The following is a 17,403-nucleotide window of genomic DNA, read 5'->3' as shown; positions in this document are numbered from 1 at the left end:
TAAAATAATAAAAAAACCCGAACCATGTAAACATGATTCGGGCTAGGAGATAGAAGACTGAAAATTAGTCTTCAGATAAAGTCATTAAACTCGCATTACCACCTGCTGCTGCAGTGTTTACGCTAATTGCTCGTTCAATGACTAGGCGTTCTAAAGGAATTTGTTCATTTGCTTGTAACTGGGTAATCCCGACAATCGCACCTGAACGATTCGCAACTTTAGTTTGCAAGTCTTGCAACTGTTCAACAGAACCATGATGAAGCACGGCATCAAACGCATCTTTTTCAACACTTGAAATCACAGTGATTGCATCTAAGACATCTTTTGGTAAAGACGCTTTGTGTTTTACTAAGAATGCATTGTCTTTCAACACAGCCACAGTACTGCTGACAGAGAAAATCGCAAGTAATTGTTGAAGCTGGCTTGCTTCATCATTCGCAATTGAAAGCACACGATGACGAGGTAAGATAATATATTGGTTGCTTTCGCCTGTAGGGCCTTGCAACTCGTAGAACTTACCTACACCAAATGCTGGAATCGCTGTGATTGCTTGCGGCATGTTTTGGTTTGCCCAAGCCAATAAGCTTTGATAAGCAATATTTGAGACCGCATCAAAGTTAGAGATTTCAGCTTTCACCGCAAATGGGGTTGCCAATACTTTCTCTGAACAATGCTCCATCAAACGGTACATATAAAGCGGACCACCAGCTTTAGGACCAGTACCCGATAAGCCTTCACCACCAAATGGTTGCACGCCTACAACTGCACCAACGATGTTGCGGTTGATATATAAGTTACCTACCTCAGCACGTTGGATCACTGTATTAATGGTTTCATCAATACGTGTGTGTAGACCCATGGTTAAGCCATAGCCTTTGGCATTGATACGGTCGATCAATTGCTCAAGCTCACCATATTTATAAGTGATGATGTGCAATACAGGACCAAAGACTTCACGTTCTAGATCGTCAAGGTTTGGCAATTCAATCGCTGTTGGTGGAACAAATGTACCTTGTGCAAGCGCTTGTTGGCTTACTGCATCGTTAAACATCAATTGATGAACAGGGTAGCCCTTAGATTTCATCTTTTGAATGTGTGTATCGATGGTTTGTTTTGCTTCAGTATCAATTACAGGACCAATGTCAGTTTTTAAGATTGCAGGGTTGCCTACGATCAACTGTTGCATTGCGCCTTTCAACATTTTGATGACTGTTGCAGCGCTGTCTTCTTGCACACATAAGATACGAAGTGCAGAACAACGTTGACCCGCACTGTCAAATGCAGAACTGACGACATCGAGAACGACTTGTTCAGTAAGCGCAGATGAGTCTACGATCATTGCATTTTGACCACCCGTTTCCGCGATTAACGGAATTGGTTGACCATTTGGAGACAAGCGTTTTGCGACAGTCTTTTGCAAAATTTTTGCAACTTCAGTCGAACCAGTGAACATGATGCCTTGAACACGATCATCTTGGCTCAATTGAGCACCAACGGTTTCACCGCGACCTGGAAGAAGTTGAACAACGCCGTGTGGCACACCAGCTTCCCAAAGCATTTGAACGGCTTGTGCTGCAATCAATGGTGTTTGTTCAGCAGGTTTAGCAATAACACAGTTACCACTCACCAATGCCGCTGCAATCTGACCAGAGAAAATCGCAAGAGGGAAGTTCCATGGGCTAATACACAATACGGTACCCAGTGGTTTTACTTGTGCATTTGCAGGCAAGTTTTCGATTTGTGTCGCGTAGTAACGCAAGAAATCGACTGCTTCACGAACTTCTGCAATGGCATTGGCATAGGATTTACCACTTTCACGGCAAAGTAATACCATCAACTCTTGAATGCGAGTTTCCATCAAATCTGCAGCGCGTTTTAAGCAAGCTGCACGTTCTGCTTTATCAGTAACAGCCCAGCTTTGTTGTGCTTGTACCGCTGCTTCTAGCGCCAGTTGTACATCTGCGCTGGTTGCTTCATTGACATGACCAACAACTTCGCTGTTTTGTGCTGGGTTTGTAATTGCAATCGCATTGCTTTGATCGTGAACTGTTGATTCAAATCCAAGTAGCGGTGCACTTTTCCATACGTGAGTACGAAGTTTTTGTGCAGTTGCATCTAAGTCTGTTAATGGTTGATCGTTATTTAGATCAAAGCCATTTGAGTTTGGACGTAATGGGTAAAGATCATGCGGAAGTGGAATTGCAGGGTGTTTTAAGCCAAGCTGACCTTCATCTTTCGCAGAAGTTTGAATATCTTTGATTGGAGACTGAATCAAGTCTTCAACTTTTAAAGTCTTATCAGCAATACGGTTCACGAATGATGTATTTGCACCATTTTCAAGTAAACGACGTACCAAGTAAGCGAGTAAAGTTTCATGGTTACCAACAGGTGCGTAAACACGACATGGAACACCTAACTTACCATCTTCTTTAGACCCAACCACTTGTTCGTACAATGGTTCGCCCATACCGTGTAAGCATTGGAATTCGTATTGACCAGGGTAGTATTTGCTTGGGTCAGCCAAGGTATAGATCGTTGCAAGTGATTGCGCATTGTGTGTCGCAAATTGCGGATAGACTTGATCTGGTGCAGCAAGTAATTTTTTCGCACAAGCGATATATGACAAATCAGTGTGTACTTTGCGGGTAAACACAGGGTAGTCAGTCATACCATCAATTTGCGCTTTCTTGATTTCGCTGTCCCAGTATGCACCTTTCACCAAACGGATCATCAAGCGTTTGTTACTGCGTTTTGCAAGGTCAACGATGTAATCAACAACGTAGAAACAACGCTTTTGATAAGCCTGAATAACGAAGCCAATGCCTTTCCAATCAGCAAGCTTAGGTTCAAAACATAAACGCTCAAGCAATTCGAGGGAAATTTCTAAACGTTCAGATTCTTCAGCATCAATGTTTAAACCGATGTTGTATTGTTTTGCCAAGCACGCAAGTTCGAAGACTTTGTTATAAAGTTCGTGATGAACACGCGCAATTTGTGCACGTTGGTAGCGTGGGTGTAACGCAGATAGCTTGATTGAGATACCAGGGCCATCATAAACGCCACGACCATTTGACGCTTTACCAATGGCATGGATCGCTTGAGTGTAGTCGTTATAGTAACGCTCAGCATCATGTTCAGTTAACGCAGCTTCACCTAACATGTCGTATGAGTAGCGGAAACCTTTGTGTTCGAATGGTTTAGCATGTTCAAGTGCTTCTTCGATGGTTTCACCCGTAACGAATTGCTCACCCATCATACGCATTGCAACGTCAACGGCTTTACGGATAATACCGCGACCACTACGCGCTAAAAGACCCGTCAAAACACTCGATAAGCTGGTTTGCTTTGGAGTTTCCATTAACTTGCCAGTTAACATTAAGCCCCATGCAGCAGCATTTACGAACATCAGGTTGCTTTGACCGACGTGATCTTTCCAGTTACCTTGGTTGATTTTGTCGCGAATCAATAAATCACGAGTTGCTGTATCTGGAATACGAAGCAAAGCTTCTGCCAAACACATCAACGCTACACCTTCCTGTGAAGAAAGTGAGAATTCTTGTAGAAGACCTTGAACAATACCTGCTTTACCAGCCGAGCTTTTACGTTCACGTAAATTATGCGCTAGGCTAAATGCAAGTTCATAAATTTTGTGGTCAAGATCAGGGGAAATATCTGCTGCTTCAGCAAGTACAGCGACTGCTTCAGGCTCAGCACGTCGCCAAGCTGTATTAATGCGTTGCTCAAACTCACTTTTTTCTTTAAATTCGGTAATATAACCGTCGATGTGAGCTGTTTCCATTTGTGCGGGAGTATCCAATGTATTCATACTAAATTCCAATAACAATCTCTAGAACATATTGAGTAGAGAGGTTTAGATAATTTATGATTACAGAATGAATCCCGAGTAACTCACTATAATTTACTTATTTTTTAGAGGAAAATTCAGTTGAATGGCCCTATTTATACATTAGATCGAACTGATCTGAAAATTCTGGATATTCTTCAAGCAGATGGGAGAATTTCTAATAGTAAATTGGCAGAATTAGTGAACCTTTCACCGACTGCGGTGATGGCCCGCGTCCAGAAGCTGACCAAGGATGAATTTATCTTGGGATATGAGGCAAAACTCAATCCAAATAAGCTTAATGCCAGTTTTTTGGTCTTTGTGGAAGTGTTGTTGGATAAGACCACACCGCACGTGCTAGATGATTTTATTGATGCAGTGACCCAATATCCTGAAATTGTGGAATGCCATATGGTCAGTGGTGGCTTTGATTTCTTGATCAAACTGCGGAGTGCAGGCATGGAGGAGTTTCGTAGGATTGCGGGGCAAATTTTATGGCAGCTCCCGGGGGTGAAAGAAACACGAAGCTACCCAGTCATGCAGGTGGTGAAAGACAGCTCTAAAATAAAAATTAAATCAAAAACAAAATTTTAAGCAAAAGAAAAGGGGCTTGAAAGCCCCTTAAATTTTTATCAGGATTATTTCATTTCACGCGCATAGATTTCATCAGCTTGTTCGAAGCGACTTGTTACAGCTGCATTTGGTGCTTTACCAAGTAAGCTCACCACAACGATGCTGATCAAGGCAAAAACGAAGCCTGGAATAATTTCATAGATGCCGGTGTAACCGAAGAAGTTTTTCCATAGGATTACCGTCAAAGCACCAACAACCATACCCACCAATGCGCCGTTTAACGTCATACGTTTCCAGAACAATGAAAGAATAATCAATGGACCAAATGCTGCACCAAAACCAGCCCAAGCATAAGCAACTAAGCCAAGAACTTTACTCTCTGGGTTTTGAGCAAGAGAGAGGGCAAGCATTGCAACAGCAAGTACCATTGCACGTCCAATCCAAACCAGTTCTTTTTGCGATGCATTTTTGCGGATAAAGCCTTTGTACAAATCTTCTGTCAAAGCACTAGAGCAAACCAGAAGCTGGCAACTCAGTGTACTCATGACTGCAGATAGAATCGCAGCAAGGATTACACCAACAACCCAAGGGTTGAATAAAATTTTGGTGAGTTCCATGAATACAGTTTCAGGGTTAGCCGTTACTGCCGCTGCAAACTCAGGATGCATTTGGAAATAAGCAATACCGATAAAGCCTGAACCGACTGCACCTGCCAAACATAAAATCATCCATGTCATACCGATACGGCGAGCTGCTGGAATTGATTTTACTGAGTCAGCTGCCATGAAGCGGACAAGGATATGTGGTTGACCAAAATAGCCTAGACCCCAAGCTGCTGCTGAAAGAATCGCAACAACACTTAAGTTTGTCGCAAAATCAAAAGCGTGTGGGCGAACTGATTCTACCACTGCGCTAAACTCTTCCATCCCAATGCCTAGAGACATGTAGGTTACGATAGGAAGGAGCAATAACGCGAAAATCATCAAGCCCGCTTGGAAAGTATCAGTCCAGCTAATTGCAAGGAAGCCACCGATACACACATAACCAATCGTCGCAAATGCACCTAGCCATAAAGCTGTGCTATACGGTAAGTGGAACAATGTTTCGAATAAACGTGCACCAGCAACCATGCCAGAAGCACAATAAATCGCGAAAAAGACAAGAATAATCAATGCAGATGTGACGCGTAAGATTTTCTTCTGATCGTCAAAACGACCAGTAAAATAATCCGGTAAGGTGAGGGCATTGTTTTGTACTTCTGTGTGTACACGTAAACGTCCTGCGACCAAATACCAGTTTAGCCATGCACCAATAATTAAACCGATGGCAATCCACGATTCAGATAAGCCTGTTAAGTAAATTGCGCCAGGTAAACCCATGAGTAACCAACCACTCATGTCTGATGCACCCGCAGATAAAGCGGTTACAAAACTGCCTAGACTTCGGCCTCCAAGAATATAATCGTCAAGGTTTTTGGTAGAAAAATAGGCGTATAAACCGATGCCAAGCATGGCCAGGATATATACCACGAATACAACAACTGTGGGATTAGAAAAATTCATAATGGATGCCTGTCCTTACATATCCATAATTTGCAATCACACCTGAATAGCCAAAAAAATGATTTACTATTCTTGGGATTGATAAGGTCACAGATTCAAGCACAAATGATTTTTAAAACACTGTTATGTTTGTGTATTATTATTGTATGTTTTGTGTAATTTAAAATAAGTGCATGAATCTTAATTTTTTAATCCAAAAAATAGGTTTTTTTTTCATCAAAATATGAATGGTCGGCGTGCAAAAAAAACTCAAAATGTATTTAAAAGTTACAATTCACAAAATGTACATCTGTAGATTAATTTTTTTGAGCTAAAAACTAAGCAGAATTTATGACACATAATGTTACATTGGCAACAATTCAGTGAAATTTGATTATAAAAAAATATAATGTTAAGCGCTTTTGCTAATGAAAAATTGATTGGAATCTCTCATATTAATTCATTGCACCATTAAGGTGCATTGTCTGAGAGAAATGGAAGTGGAAACGGTTCAAACGGCAACGATAAGAATAGAGCATGATTTGCTCGGTGCGAAAGAAGTTCCAGCTGATTGTTATTATGGAATTCATACATTGCGCGCCATTGAAAATTTTAAAATTTCTTCGCAAAAAGTTGGACAAAATAGCTATTTTATTCGTGCATTGGCGCAAGTAAAGAAGGCTTCAGCTCAAGCGAATTTAAGTTTTGGTAAACTCACTGAAACTCAAAGTCTGACGATTCAACATGCTTGTGATGCTTTAATTACTGAAACTGAAAAATGGCAAGACTCATTCCCGATTGATATTTATCAGGGGGGTGCAGGCACTTCAATTAATATGAATACCAATGAAGTGATTGCTAATATTGCACTTGAATCATTAGGCCATCAAAAAGGTCAATACGATGTGATTCATCCAAATGATCATGTTAACAAGTCACAATCAACCAATGATGTCTATCCAACAGCGATTCGCCTATCAACTTACTGTTCTTTGGATGCTTTATTCACGCAAATGGATAAGTTGATTACTTCATTTGAAAATAAAGCGATTGAATTCCGCTATGTGTTAAAGATGGGCCGTACTCAGTTGCAAGATGCGGTGCCGATGACGCTCGGGCAAGAATTTCATGCTTTTGCGACCTTATTAAAAGAAGATGTGCGTTTGATTAAGCGTACCCGAGAAATGTTACTTGAAGTGAATTTAGGTGCGACTGCGATTGGCACAGGTGTTAATACACCAAAAGGTTATGCCATCAAAGCTGTATCCTGTTTAAAAGAGATTACAGGTTTGAATCTGGTCGGTGCAGAAGATTATGTTGAAGCAACCAGTGACTGCGGTGTATTCATCATTTTATCCAGTACATTAAAACGCCTTGCATGCAAACTCTCCAAAATTAGCAATGACTTACGGTTGCTCAGTTCAGGACCACGGACAGGTTTAGGCGAAATCCAGTTACCTGAATTACAGGCTGGCTCTTCAATCATGCCTGCAAAAGTAAATCCTGTGATTCCTGAAGTGGTCAATCAGATTGCATTTAAAGTGATTGGTAATGATTTAACCATTACCTTCGCGGCAGAAGCGGGGCAATTACAACTCAATGTGATGGAACCTGTGATTGCAATTTCATTGAATGAATCAATTGAATTGCTTACACATGCAATTCAAAGCCTAGATGAAAAATGTGTACGTGGCATCAAAGCAAATGAACAGGCTTGCCATGATGCAGTGATGCGTAGTGTTGGGATTATTACGCTGCTTGATCCACTCTTGGGCCATGCATTGTGTGATGAAATCGGTAAACAATGTATTGCTGAAAATAAGACCATTCAAGAGGTAGTTTTAGAGCGCGGCCTGCTGACTCAAGCGCAACTGGATGAGATTTTCTCTTTTGAAAACTTGGTTTCAGAAGTAGATGGCATTCAAGTGGATTATGTCGCTTAAATCCTGAAAAATTAAGTTGTGATCAAAGCCTAATTCAAATTGAATTGGGCTTTTTTGATTGCGCTGAGAAATAATGGATTTGTACAATAATTTGATCGGGTCATCATAAGCTTTTATTCCTGTGATCAAGTCAACTTGCATATTACAGATCATTACAGAGTAGGTGGTTGTCTTGTCTAGGCGGCTCACCTATGGTCTAAGAGGTGTCTTAAGAACACCAATGCTTAACAACAATAAATAAGTTAAATGACAAAGGTAGAATAATGATGATGCATCACTTTATTAGACGCAGTTTAATCTCGATTGGAATATTGGTACTGCCTATTGTACCTTCATTGGTTTTTGCACATGGTTATGTACTTAAACCAGAATCTCGAGCTTATGCATGTAAGTTAAATAAGAATACCCAATGCGGCAGTATTGTGTGGGAACCACAAAGTTTAGAAGCTCCGAAAGGTTTTCCGCAGTCTGGACCACCAGATGGACAGATTGCTAATGCCAATTTGAGTCAATTTTCAGAATTGAATGCCCAATCACCGACACGATGGGTCAAAACAAATTTGCCTACAGGGGTAAATGACTTTACTTGGCAGTTTACCGCACAACATGTGACTCAAGGCTGGCGTTATTTCATCACTAAACAGGGGTGGAACTCTTCAACACCTTTAGCACGTAGTTCTTTTGATCTAAATCCTTTTTGTACTGTAGATGGTAAGTACCAAAAACCTGCCAGTGTAGAAACACATCGCTGTTATGTACCTGCTGACCGAAGTGGCTACCATGTCATTTTAGCGGTTTGGGATATCGGTGATACCAGTAATGCCTTTTATAATGTTATTGATGTAAATGTCGGTTCAGGTAGTCCAACAACACCAGTTGATCCGCAACCACCGAAACCAGTTCAAAGCTGGAATGATATTGGTGATATTAATCCGCTTGATGACCTATTGGTAAATGATCGTGTATCCACACGAGTCTTTGATGCGAATGGCGAAAATCCAAATTTAAAAACAGAATTACGGATTACAAGTACTGCCAATGGTAGTCGAAATGTTTGGCCTCGCTTATTAGCTGAGGCGATTAATCGAGAACACAGTTCCTTACGCGCAGGCGTTAAAAATGCAAACGGTGAGATTGTGCCTGTAAGCGGGAAAAATGATGTTTATAGTAGTTTAAATAGTGGCATCCAACGTGTCGAAATCAAAATTGAGCGTGCCCCGATCAGTGGTGGTGGCTCTTATGATTTTGTTTATCCGAAGAGTATTGCTACATATAAAGCAGGGACCAAGGTCTTGGGCGGTGATGGACGGATATATCAGTGCAAGCCTTTTCCTTATAGTGGTTGGTGTACCATTCAAGCGCATCAATATGTACCTGGCACAGGCTCGAACTGGCAGGATGCCTGGCTTTTAGTGAAATAATCAATGTTCAAGCAATAAAAAAACCGAGTTAATATAACTCGGTTTTTTTAATAGATTAGTCCAAATAGATCGGTCTGATTTATAAAAATTATAAACCTGATTCGTATTCGCTATTTGAAAGTAATGTTTCAACATCAGCCATATTGTCTGGCTTAATCTTATAGATCCAACCCTTACCATACGGTTCATCATTGACAAAGTCAGGATCATCTTCAAGATCAGTATTCACTTCAACCACGGTTCCAGAAACTGGTGCGTGAATATCAGAGGCAGTTTTTACAGATTCAACGATACCTGCTTGTTCGGTTGCGGTGACATGGCTACCCACTTCTGGGGTTTCCACATACACTAAATCACCCAACTCATCTTGTGCATGGTCAGTAATCCCTGTTACAACGAGGTCACCCTCAATTCTTACCCACTCATGCGTACGTGCATATTTCAATTCTGCTGGATGATTCATGACAACTCCTTAACAATCTGTCGTATCATTTTTATTTGGTTTATACATGCTTTTCAATAAAAACAAAAGCTTTCGTGAACTTATAAGTAAGGGTCTTTACGCCAGTTACTTGGGCTACGACCACTCCAACGTTTAAATGCTCGGCTGAAATTCGCGACATCGGAATAACCGAGCTCGTCCGCAATTTGTTCCAAACTATAATCGGTTCGAGACAGCAAAGAGGTTGCGTGACGATAACGAACTTCATCCACGAGTGTAGAGAAGGAGGTACCTTCCGCAGCCAATTGGCGTTTCAAGGTACGATCTGACATATGCAAGCGTTCAGCCACACTTTCAATACTCAGATAATGCTGTTCTGAATTGGTTAAAATATCACGTACGCGCATTGCTAAACGACGACGTTCGCCTAGCGCAGAAAGTTCAGTTTCGCATTGGTTAATAGCAATCTGACTGGCAATTGGATCTGCATTGACCATTTTTAAGCCAAGATATTTTTTATCGAAGCTTGAAATCAGATGGGGCTGATTAAAGCGAACTGTACTGGTTAATCGATCTTTATATTTTTCAAAGCCAGCAGGTTCAGGAAAGTCCAGATCAACTTCACCGCTGAGGTCATCAATTCCGGTTAAGGCTTTGGCCATGGTCATAATACCAATGGTTAAGCCTAAAATGATTTCAGTACGCAATGGCTCAACTTCAATATCACATTGTAGTTGTAAGGTTGCTTTAGGGCCAAAAGTCGAGAAATAGAGCTGTAAAAAGGGAAGGCGTAACTGAATGAAACGGCTTGCCAGTGCAATTGCATCGGTAATGTCATGCGCCGTCATAATGGCATAGCCAATAAAACCATGAATGGAAATACGCATCTGCGTACCTAGATGAAAGCCCAGTGTACTTTCACCCGTAAGGCGCAAAGAGTGTTTCACCAATTCATTTGCAATCGGTGTTGGAATTCGATAGTTCGGATCAGCCAGTTGTTCGCTGGTTAAGTGAAACGGCGCAAACAATGTTTCATCGCTATATCCCCAGCGAGAAACGACATCTAACAGTAATAAGCCATAGACGCCTGGTATTCCTTGATCTTGACGAGTTGAGGTTGTTTTCATGTGCTTTCCGTGGCGCTCATCAATTTTGCCAATATCTTTTAAACATTTAAGTCTTAAACATCTTTACATGAAAAAAAATAATCAATCATAAAAATTGTTGGACAAAAGAGTCACCGAATATTCAAGAATCAAGTTGGTTTTCTAAAGACCATAATTTTGGTTGTTGATATTAATAGCACATCACCATATTGGTTCAAAGCTTGTGTTACGTAGCTGACGATACCACGATCATTTTTGGTTTTAGATGGCACAATTGCAGTAATTTCAATCTCTACATGAATTTTATCGCCAACACGGGTTGGTCGAGGCCAACGTAAGCTTGATTCAGTGCCTAACAGACCACCTGCAACGGGAAAACATTCCGTCCATAAGCGCATGGTCACCGCAGAAGTATGCCAACCACTTGCGGCTAATCCTTGAAATATAGGATGTTCTGCTGCTGCTTGCTCATCCAAATGAAAAGGTTGGGGATCGTATTGACCTGCAAATTGTTTCACTTCTTCAAGTGTCATTTCATATTCGCGGCTGCTAAAACGATCACCAATATTTAAGTCTTCTAAATACAACATTATTCTGTGTCCTGAGTCACTCGCTGTTCAACTAAAAAACCACCTGTTTGGCGTTTCCATAATTGTGCATACAAGCCATCATTAGCAATCAGTTCCTCATGTGTTCCTTGTTCAGCAATTCGACCTTGATCAAGGACAATAAGGCGATCCATTTGAGCAATAGTAGATAAACGGTGCGCAATTGCAATGACTGTTTTGCCAACCATCAAGTCATTTAAACTACTTTGAATGGCGGCTTCAACTTCCGAATCAAGCGCACTGGTTGCTTCATCAAGGATGAGAATCGGTGCATCTTTGAGGAAAACACGCGATATTGCAATACGTTGACGCTGTCCACCAGAGAGCTTCACACCACGTTCACCAACGTAGGCATCAAATCCAACACGACCTTTCTGATCTGTCAGTTGGGGAATGAATTCTTCTGCTCTGGCTTTTTTAACCGCAAGTTGCACTTCCGCTTCAGTCGCATTTGGGCGACCATATTTAATATTTTCAGCAACAGTGCGGTGTAATAAAGAGGTATCTTGCGTGACTAATGCAATATTGGCGCGTAAGCTGTCTTGGGTTACATCATGAATATTTTGACCATCAATCAAAATACGACCTTGGTTGATATCGTAGAAATGAAGCAGTAATTGAATCAGTGTCGATTTACCTGCCCCTGAACGCCCGACAACCCCAATTTTTTCACCAGGTTTAATGGTTAAATTAAAATGCTCGATGACATTTTTTTGGTTATAAGCAAAGCTAACGTCCTCAAATCGAATTTCACCATGCTGAACTTTTAATTCAGTCGCATCTTTCTTGTCTTGAATCTGGATCTGTTTACCTAAAGTTGTCATGCCATCCTGAATGGTACCGACATTCTCAAATAGCATGGTGACATGCCACATTAAAAACTCAGCCATACTGTCTAGCTTCAGTACCATCGCCGTGGTTGCTGCAATCACCCCGATAGCAGCTTGACCTTGCGTCCATAACCAAACTGAAGTGCCAATAACACCAATGTATAGGAATGCACTGAGTAAACGAATGCTGATTTCGTATTTGACCCCTAAACGCATTTGCTTATAAACCGTCACCATAAACTCTTGCATGGATTCTTTAGCATATTGGCTTTCACGGCCTGCATGCGCAAAAAGTTTTACAGTTTGAATATTGGTATAAGCATCCGTTATGCGACCTGTCATAACAGCACGTGAATCTGCTTGTTTTTTGGAAATTTTACCTAAACGGGGGATAAAATAGCTGGCGATCACAATGAAAAAAACCAGCCACAACATTAAAGGAATAATAAGTACAGGAGAAATAGAGCCTAATACCACACTAATCGTAATGAAGTAGATCAGTACATATACCAGCATATCGCCCAAAATCATCCAGAATTCGCGCACAGCCAAAGCAGTTTGCATCACTTTGGCAGAAAGACGCCCTGCGAAGTCAGTATGGAAGAAGTCTAGACTCTGTTGTAATAACAAATTATGGAAGCGCCAACGCATGCGCATTGGGAAATTACTAAACAAAACTTGATGTTTCACTACAGATTGCAGGCTGACAAAGAAGATATTGGCAAAAAGGATGCTAATCAGGATGGTGAGGTTTTGTTGGTTATTTGCTAAAAACGTACTCGGGTGACTTTGTGTTAGCCAATCGACCAATTTTCCGATATAGGAAAAAAATAATGCTTCAAAACTGGCCGCAGCTGCAGTACATGCAATTAAAATAAAGAGATAAGGGCGTATGCCTTTGGTCGATTGCCAAACGAAAGCAAAAAAAGTGGTTGGTAATGGTTTGTTTAAGTCTTTCGTTGGGTAGGGATCAACTAATTTTTCAAACCATTGCAGCATGCCGCTTTTCCTCTAGTTATACAGTACGATTCAGCTCACCTTGGTAGGATAACAGAAAAGCGACTTGGAGTCGGTAAAAGAACATAAATGATGAGAAAGGAAACAGGCAACAGATCAAATTCCTATTTTAAGTGAAGAAGAACTATTAGATGAATAGAAGAATAGATGATGGAAATAGTAAGGATATAATTTATAAAAATAGTGAGGCTGTTTTAATCATCAAGCTCAAGAATTATACCCTTGATAATATACTACTTTTTTATGAATTAAATGGCTTCACTAATAGGTAGTGGTAGAAACGAATAGCCAAGATAATAAAATAAATGAATTAGAAAATGAAGATCAGCAGCCACAGAGTTCGGTGGTGAATTCAATTAATGTTAACTCAGTAGATTTAGTTGAAATTGTTGTTGAGATTGGAAGAGATGTATTAGATATACCCTCATCCATAGATAGAGAATATTGATGTGACTTTTTGATTAGAAAGTTTGCCTTATAACTAAGTGTAGTTATTTAAAATAGGGAGATATTAAATAAGGTTTTATTTAGTTATTCTTCATGCTTTGTTTTGTGTTTTTAAACGTATTGGTGTTTGATTTTAAGGCGGTTTTTTGTCCGATATGATGTTATAATAAGTGAAAATTAATATATATAGAAACGGTGATGAAAATAATATCTATAGTTATACTTATGTTTTTATTCGGTATATGTCGTACAGCAGATGCTAAAAACTTTAAAGATGATTACGTTAATTTATCTGATGTTTATTTCAAATCTATAGATGATCAAATTCAATTTGAATACGGCTTAAGAGGAAAAGTAAAGTCGAAAAATGAGCAGTTAGAGGCAAAGCAAAAAGAATGCTTGGTTGAGAAGAGTAAAGTAAATCTACATAAGCTTATTATGGAACATTATTTAGAGTATCAGGGCTATATGCAGGATGCTGCTGAAAGTGTGATGGCCAAAGATGAATTTAATTTTACTCAAAATGAAGCACAAAAAAATTATGCAGTACTTAAAAATGAGTTAAAACAAACCAAATTTCCTTGCTAAGTAACTGTTAGTTATTGTTTCTACCTGCTGTGTGTTTAAGCTCAAGTCTTGAAGAAAAACACCCTTAACGAATTAAGGGTGTGAAATTGAAAAGTATGATACTGATGAAGGATATTGCAAAAAAATTAACTTGCTACAGGCGTCTTGCCTGAGTTTTGAGTCATTTGTTCGAAATATTGTACTGCTGGTGAGCGGGCCATATATGCCAATGCCTGTTCAGTATCGCCTTCATGGACTGGGTTAAATTTTGGAGATGTCCAACGTAAGGTTGCTTTCCATAAATATTTAATGGTTGGCAGATTATCTGTTTGTGTTGCAGTTCTTTCAAATTCGCGGATAAATCTAAAGAATCCGTGACGCATTAATTTTTGGATATCTTGATGTTCTAGATCTTGTTTTCCAAGGCTACGTGCAAAATCTGCAAGGAAGAAAATAAACAGAGGGAATACACCCATCATGATTACTTGTCGAGAGACATAGAAACCAAATTTGTTGGTGAGTAAATGCTCAAAAAGGTCATAGGCGACGCAACGATGCTCAACTTCTTCGGCAAGATGCCAGCGAAATAAGTCAGTCATAGCTGGATCAGCTGTATCCCAAGACTTGCTATCGAGTGTCCATTGTCCAATGGTTCCAGTAAAGTGCTCGATTGCAGCAATAACACCAACTCGGAACAACAACCAGTATTCCTCCAACTTTTCACCCTTGAGGAACGGTATCCCTAAAGGTTTGTCACCGAGAAGAATATTAAAAATAAAGTGAGCACGATTTAATGGATCTTGGATGTCATAACCATTTTCTCTTAAGAAATCTTGTGCTTTTTCGTGGGCGCGGGCATGAGCAGCTTCTTGGCGGACAAATCCAATGACTTCTTGTTTTAGGTTTTCATCAGTTACATAAGGGAGTGCTTTATTAAAAACTCGGCAAAACCAAAATTCACCTGCAGGTAACAACATATTGATACCATTGGCAATGTGAGAACATAGCGGGTCATTTGGCATCCAACAAACAGAAGATTCCGAAAAGTCGAAATAAACTTTTCTTGCTTTTAGTTGATGATTTTCTGTGATCATACCTGTCACCCAATATAAAATTACGAATCAATTTGAATAAGTGATTTTTAGCATTGAGTAAAATTGTTCACCATGTGCTTATAGGACAAAAATACCTGATCTAGGGATTCTAAAGATAAAATAGCAAGAACTTCTCACTTTGAAGCTTGAAATGTCATACATAAAAAAAACCATATCATTTGAAGATATGGCTTGAATAAACTGAATTAAGCAATCTTTTATGTTTTTGCGACATTAACCAATGACAATGACGTGTATCATGATGAATCAAGCGGTTGAAAATGAATTGTGAACACCAGAACAAGTTAAATTGTTAGGCACGTTGAGTGGGCAAAGTCTTAAGAAAGACGATCAGTTCGATGCTTCAAAATTTCATTTTTTTGAAAAAATTGGCAAATGCTGCAGGTTTAAATTCCAGCCAGTTTATCGTTGGGGTAAACGAAGCTAAATAATTTTAGCTTTAAAGGAAAGCTAACTTATGTTGGGCTTTTTTGACTTTAGAAATATATAAGTTGGTTTTATAGTGCAATAGAAAAAGAAAATGTCCTAACTCACAGAGTAGGCGTATACTGTTTATACATATTAGAATCATAAGGAACCAACAAATGCTTGTTAAATTTGCAGTCCGATTCATGGGTGTTCTATTCACAGTATTGACTCTCGTCGCTCTTGTGATTCATTTCTTCTTTTCTAGTAAGTTGACTACGGATTTATGGATTATCATGGTTCCGATTATTCTTGGTGTTCCAATGCTCACTTCCGTCATTGTTGCTAAAGATGATGAATTAAGTATCCAATAGAATTTATGCTTAATTGTATAAAAGCTTATCAAATGATGGGCTTTTTATTTTTATGTGTTATAAAAATAATTCCAATAATAAAGGAGCATAAAGTGGTTTTTTCTCAAATTGTTCAAAACTTAGATCGAGAATATGAATTATTCATAAATTCTCAAAGCTATCAATCCTATAAAAACAGTGACATACAAATCAAAGCATTATTTTTGAGAAATGCGCTAAAAGCAATTAAATACCCGCATACTGGTTTAATTCCTTTAGGTGGTGGAATGTATAAGCTACTGAATTTTGATCATTTTGAATTGGATATTAACTTGTTTAATACACCCCAATTTCGTAATAAAACAGCTTTTATTGACTGGGTTTCTAGACGCTTAGATAAAGAGATCTGCCCATAACAAAAAACAGATGTACTAAATGTTTAGAAGTACTTTGATTTAGGTTCGAGTAGTGGCACTTGAAAATTAAAACGCTCATTTTCATCATTGATTTTGAGCGTTTATTCATTCTAGTTGCTTAGAAATGTGTTCTTGATGCTTAGTTGCTTGCGCTTATGCTATTTTTTTCATATGTTCCAAGCAGTCAATTGCGGTCCTACTTGTTACACTGAGTTCTCTAGCTAAAGTTTGGGCTTGATCCCAACCAAATATCTCTAATTTGACCAATAATAGCAGCGTCATTTCAAGATGATTTTTGCTCTTAATGATTTCATCAGAATTGTCAAGATCAATTAACATATCAATTTCAGTTTTGATATAGTCGATTGCTGCATCTTTTTGCCGTTTTTGATACATTTTTTTTCTCCTATAAAAGGTATCTCAATAATTAATAGAATACGGAAATAGCTTAATGATTTATTAAATTAAAATTAATTGAATATTAAATAAATAAAATGCTATAGGTATTCATTAATGTATTTTTCACTGCTTGCAGCGTGTCACTTTTTATTTATAAGTTTGAGCTGAGAATAACTCTGAAATTGGCAATACTGAATCTTGCATCATTGTTTTGTCAACTTTCAGGTTTAAATTTCACAAATAAATGAAAAATACTCTAATTTTATAATGCAATTTGTAAGCTTTAGTCAACTGACGGTTACATTTCGATTGGCCTTTTTTGTGTGTTTTGTGACAAGTATTAATAATTATTTATTTAATTCTGTTTTCTAATTTT

General features: G+C 39.1%; 14 protein-coding genes and 1 pseudogene. 7 read left to right on the top strand and 8 right to left on the bottom strand.

Translation table 11 applies throughout. From position 1 onward, the window contains the following. Positions 1-64: 64 nt before the first annotated feature. A complete protein-coding gene (gene putA, locus A7P54_RS00190) occupies positions 65-3,826 on the bottom strand; it encodes a trifunctional transcriptional regulator/proline dehydrogenase/L-glutamate gamma-semialdehyde dehydrogenase (protein WP_171548285.1) in 3,762 nt (1,253 codons plus the stop codon). A 120-nt stretch (positions 3,827-3,946) separates the two neighbouring features. On the opposite strand from putA, the gene A7P54_RS00185 reads away from it, so the two are divergent. Next, complete coding sequence (locus tag A7P54_RS00185) at positions 3,947-4,438, top strand: Lrp/AsnC ligand binding domain-containing protein (protein ID WP_004807694.1); 492 nt, start codon at positions 3,947-3,949, stop codon at positions 4,436-4,438. A 44-nt stretch (positions 4,439-4,482) separates the two neighbouring features. On the opposite strand, the gene putP is transcribed toward A7P54_RS00185, so the two are convergent. Continuing rightward, on the bottom strand, positions 4,483-5,979 hold the full coding sequence (gene putP / locus A7P54_RS00180; protein WP_004807691.1) for a sodium/proline symporter PutP: 1,497 nt from the start codon (positions 5,977-5,979) through the stop codon (positions 4,483-4,485). Positions 5,980-6,452: 473 nt separating this feature from the next. Here putP and aspA point away from each other — a divergent pair, with 473 nt between their 5' ends. After that, positions 6,453-7,901: an aspartate ammonia-lyase gene (aspA, locus tag A7P54_RS00175; protein WP_005203184.1), complete on the top strand. Its 1,449-nt coding sequence runs from the start codon at positions 6,453-6,455 to the stop codon at positions 7,899-7,901. Positions 7,902-8,164: 263 nt separating this feature from the next. Then, positions 8,165-9,322: a lytic polysaccharide monooxygenase gene (locus A7P54_RS00170; protein WP_171548284.1), complete on the top strand. Its 1,158-nt coding sequence runs from the start codon at positions 8,165-8,167 to the stop codon at positions 9,320-9,322. Positions 9,323-9,410: 88 nt separating this feature from the next. Here A7P54_RS00170 and gcvH read toward each other — a convergent pair whose 3' ends face one another. The 4 genes from gcvH to A7P54_RS00150 form a co-directional block, all read right to left on the bottom strand. Next, entirely contained in the window at positions 9,411-9,785 is a 375-nt protein-coding gene (gene gcvH / locus A7P54_RS00165; protein WP_005189228.1) for a glycine cleavage system protein GcvH, read from the bottom strand. An 80-nt stretch (positions 9,786-9,865) separates the two neighbouring features. Beyond that, complete coding sequence (locus A7P54_RS00160) at positions 9,866-10,891, bottom strand: AraC family transcriptional regulator (RefSeq protein ID WP_004807680.1); 1,026 nt, start codon at positions 10,889-10,891, stop codon at positions 9,866-9,868. 128 nt (positions 10,892-11,019) lie between these two features. Further along, a complete protein-coding gene (locus A7P54_RS00155) occupies positions 11,020-11,460 on the bottom strand; it encodes a MaoC family dehydratase (protein ID WP_004807678.1) in 441 nt (146 codons plus the stop codon). Then, positions 11,460-13,307, bottom strand: coding sequence for an ABC transporter ATP-binding protein (locus A7P54_RS00150; RefSeq protein ID WP_005316061.1), 1,848 nt, complete (start codon positions 13,305-13,307; stop codon positions 11,460-11,462). The genes A7P54_RS00155 and A7P54_RS00150 overlap by 1 nt, the downstream gene beginning before the upstream one ends. Positions 13,308-13,997: 690 nt before the next feature. Between A7P54_RS00150 and A7P54_RS00145 the strand changes: the two genes are divergently transcribed. After that, on the top strand, positions 13,998-14,360 hold the full coding sequence (locus tag A7P54_RS00145) for a hypothetical protein (protein WP_004807675.1): 363 nt from the start codon (positions 13,998-14,000) through the stop codon (positions 14,358-14,360). A 125-nt stretch (positions 14,361-14,485) separates the two neighbouring features. Here A7P54_RS00145 and A7P54_RS00140 read toward each other — a convergent pair whose 3' ends face one another. After that, positions 14,486-15,433, bottom strand: coding sequence for a metal-dependent hydrolase (locus tag A7P54_RS00140; protein ID WP_171548283.1), 948 nt, complete (start codon positions 15,431-15,433; stop codon positions 14,486-14,488). Between the two features lie 229 nt (positions 15,434-15,662). Between A7P54_RS00140 and A7P54_RS18865 the strand changes: the two are divergent. From A7P54_RS18865 to A7P54_RS00130, 3 genes and pseudogenes are all read left to right on the top strand, one after another. Beyond that, positions 15,663-15,885 (top strand): annotated as a pseudogene (locus tag A7P54_RS18865) (hypothetical protein); the annotation flags it as partial. 153 nt (positions 15,886-16,038) lie between these two features. After that, positions 16,039-16,233 carry a hypothetical protein gene (locus A7P54_RS00135; RefSeq protein ID WP_171548282.1) on the top strand — a complete coding sequence of 65 codons (195 nt, stop codon included), beginning with the start codon at positions 16,039-16,041 and terminating at the stop codon, positions 16,231-16,233. A 92-nt stretch (positions 16,234-16,325) separates the two neighbouring features. After that, positions 16,326-16,628 (top strand): hypothetical protein, encoded by a 303-nt coding sequence (locus A7P54_RS00130; RefSeq protein ID WP_171548454.1) that lies wholly within the window; start codon positions 16,326-16,328, stop codon positions 16,626-16,628. A gap of 153 nt (positions 16,629-16,781) precedes the next feature. On the opposite strand, the gene A7P54_RS00125 is transcribed toward A7P54_RS00130, so the two are convergent. Then, entirely contained in the window at positions 16,782-17,024 is a 243-nt protein-coding gene (locus A7P54_RS00125) for a hypothetical protein (protein ID WP_005203192.1), read from the bottom strand. Positions 17,025-17,403: the final 379 nt, after the last annotated feature.

This window comes from Acinetobacter sp. Ac_3412, assembly GCF_013072675.1.
Taxonomy (GTDB): domain Bacteria; phylum Pseudomonadota; class Gammaproteobacteria; order Pseudomonadales; family Moraxellaceae; genus Acinetobacter; species Acinetobacter higginsii.
Note: the sequence above shows the minus strand (reverse complement) of the source record. Positions and strands in the feature narration are given on the sequence as shown.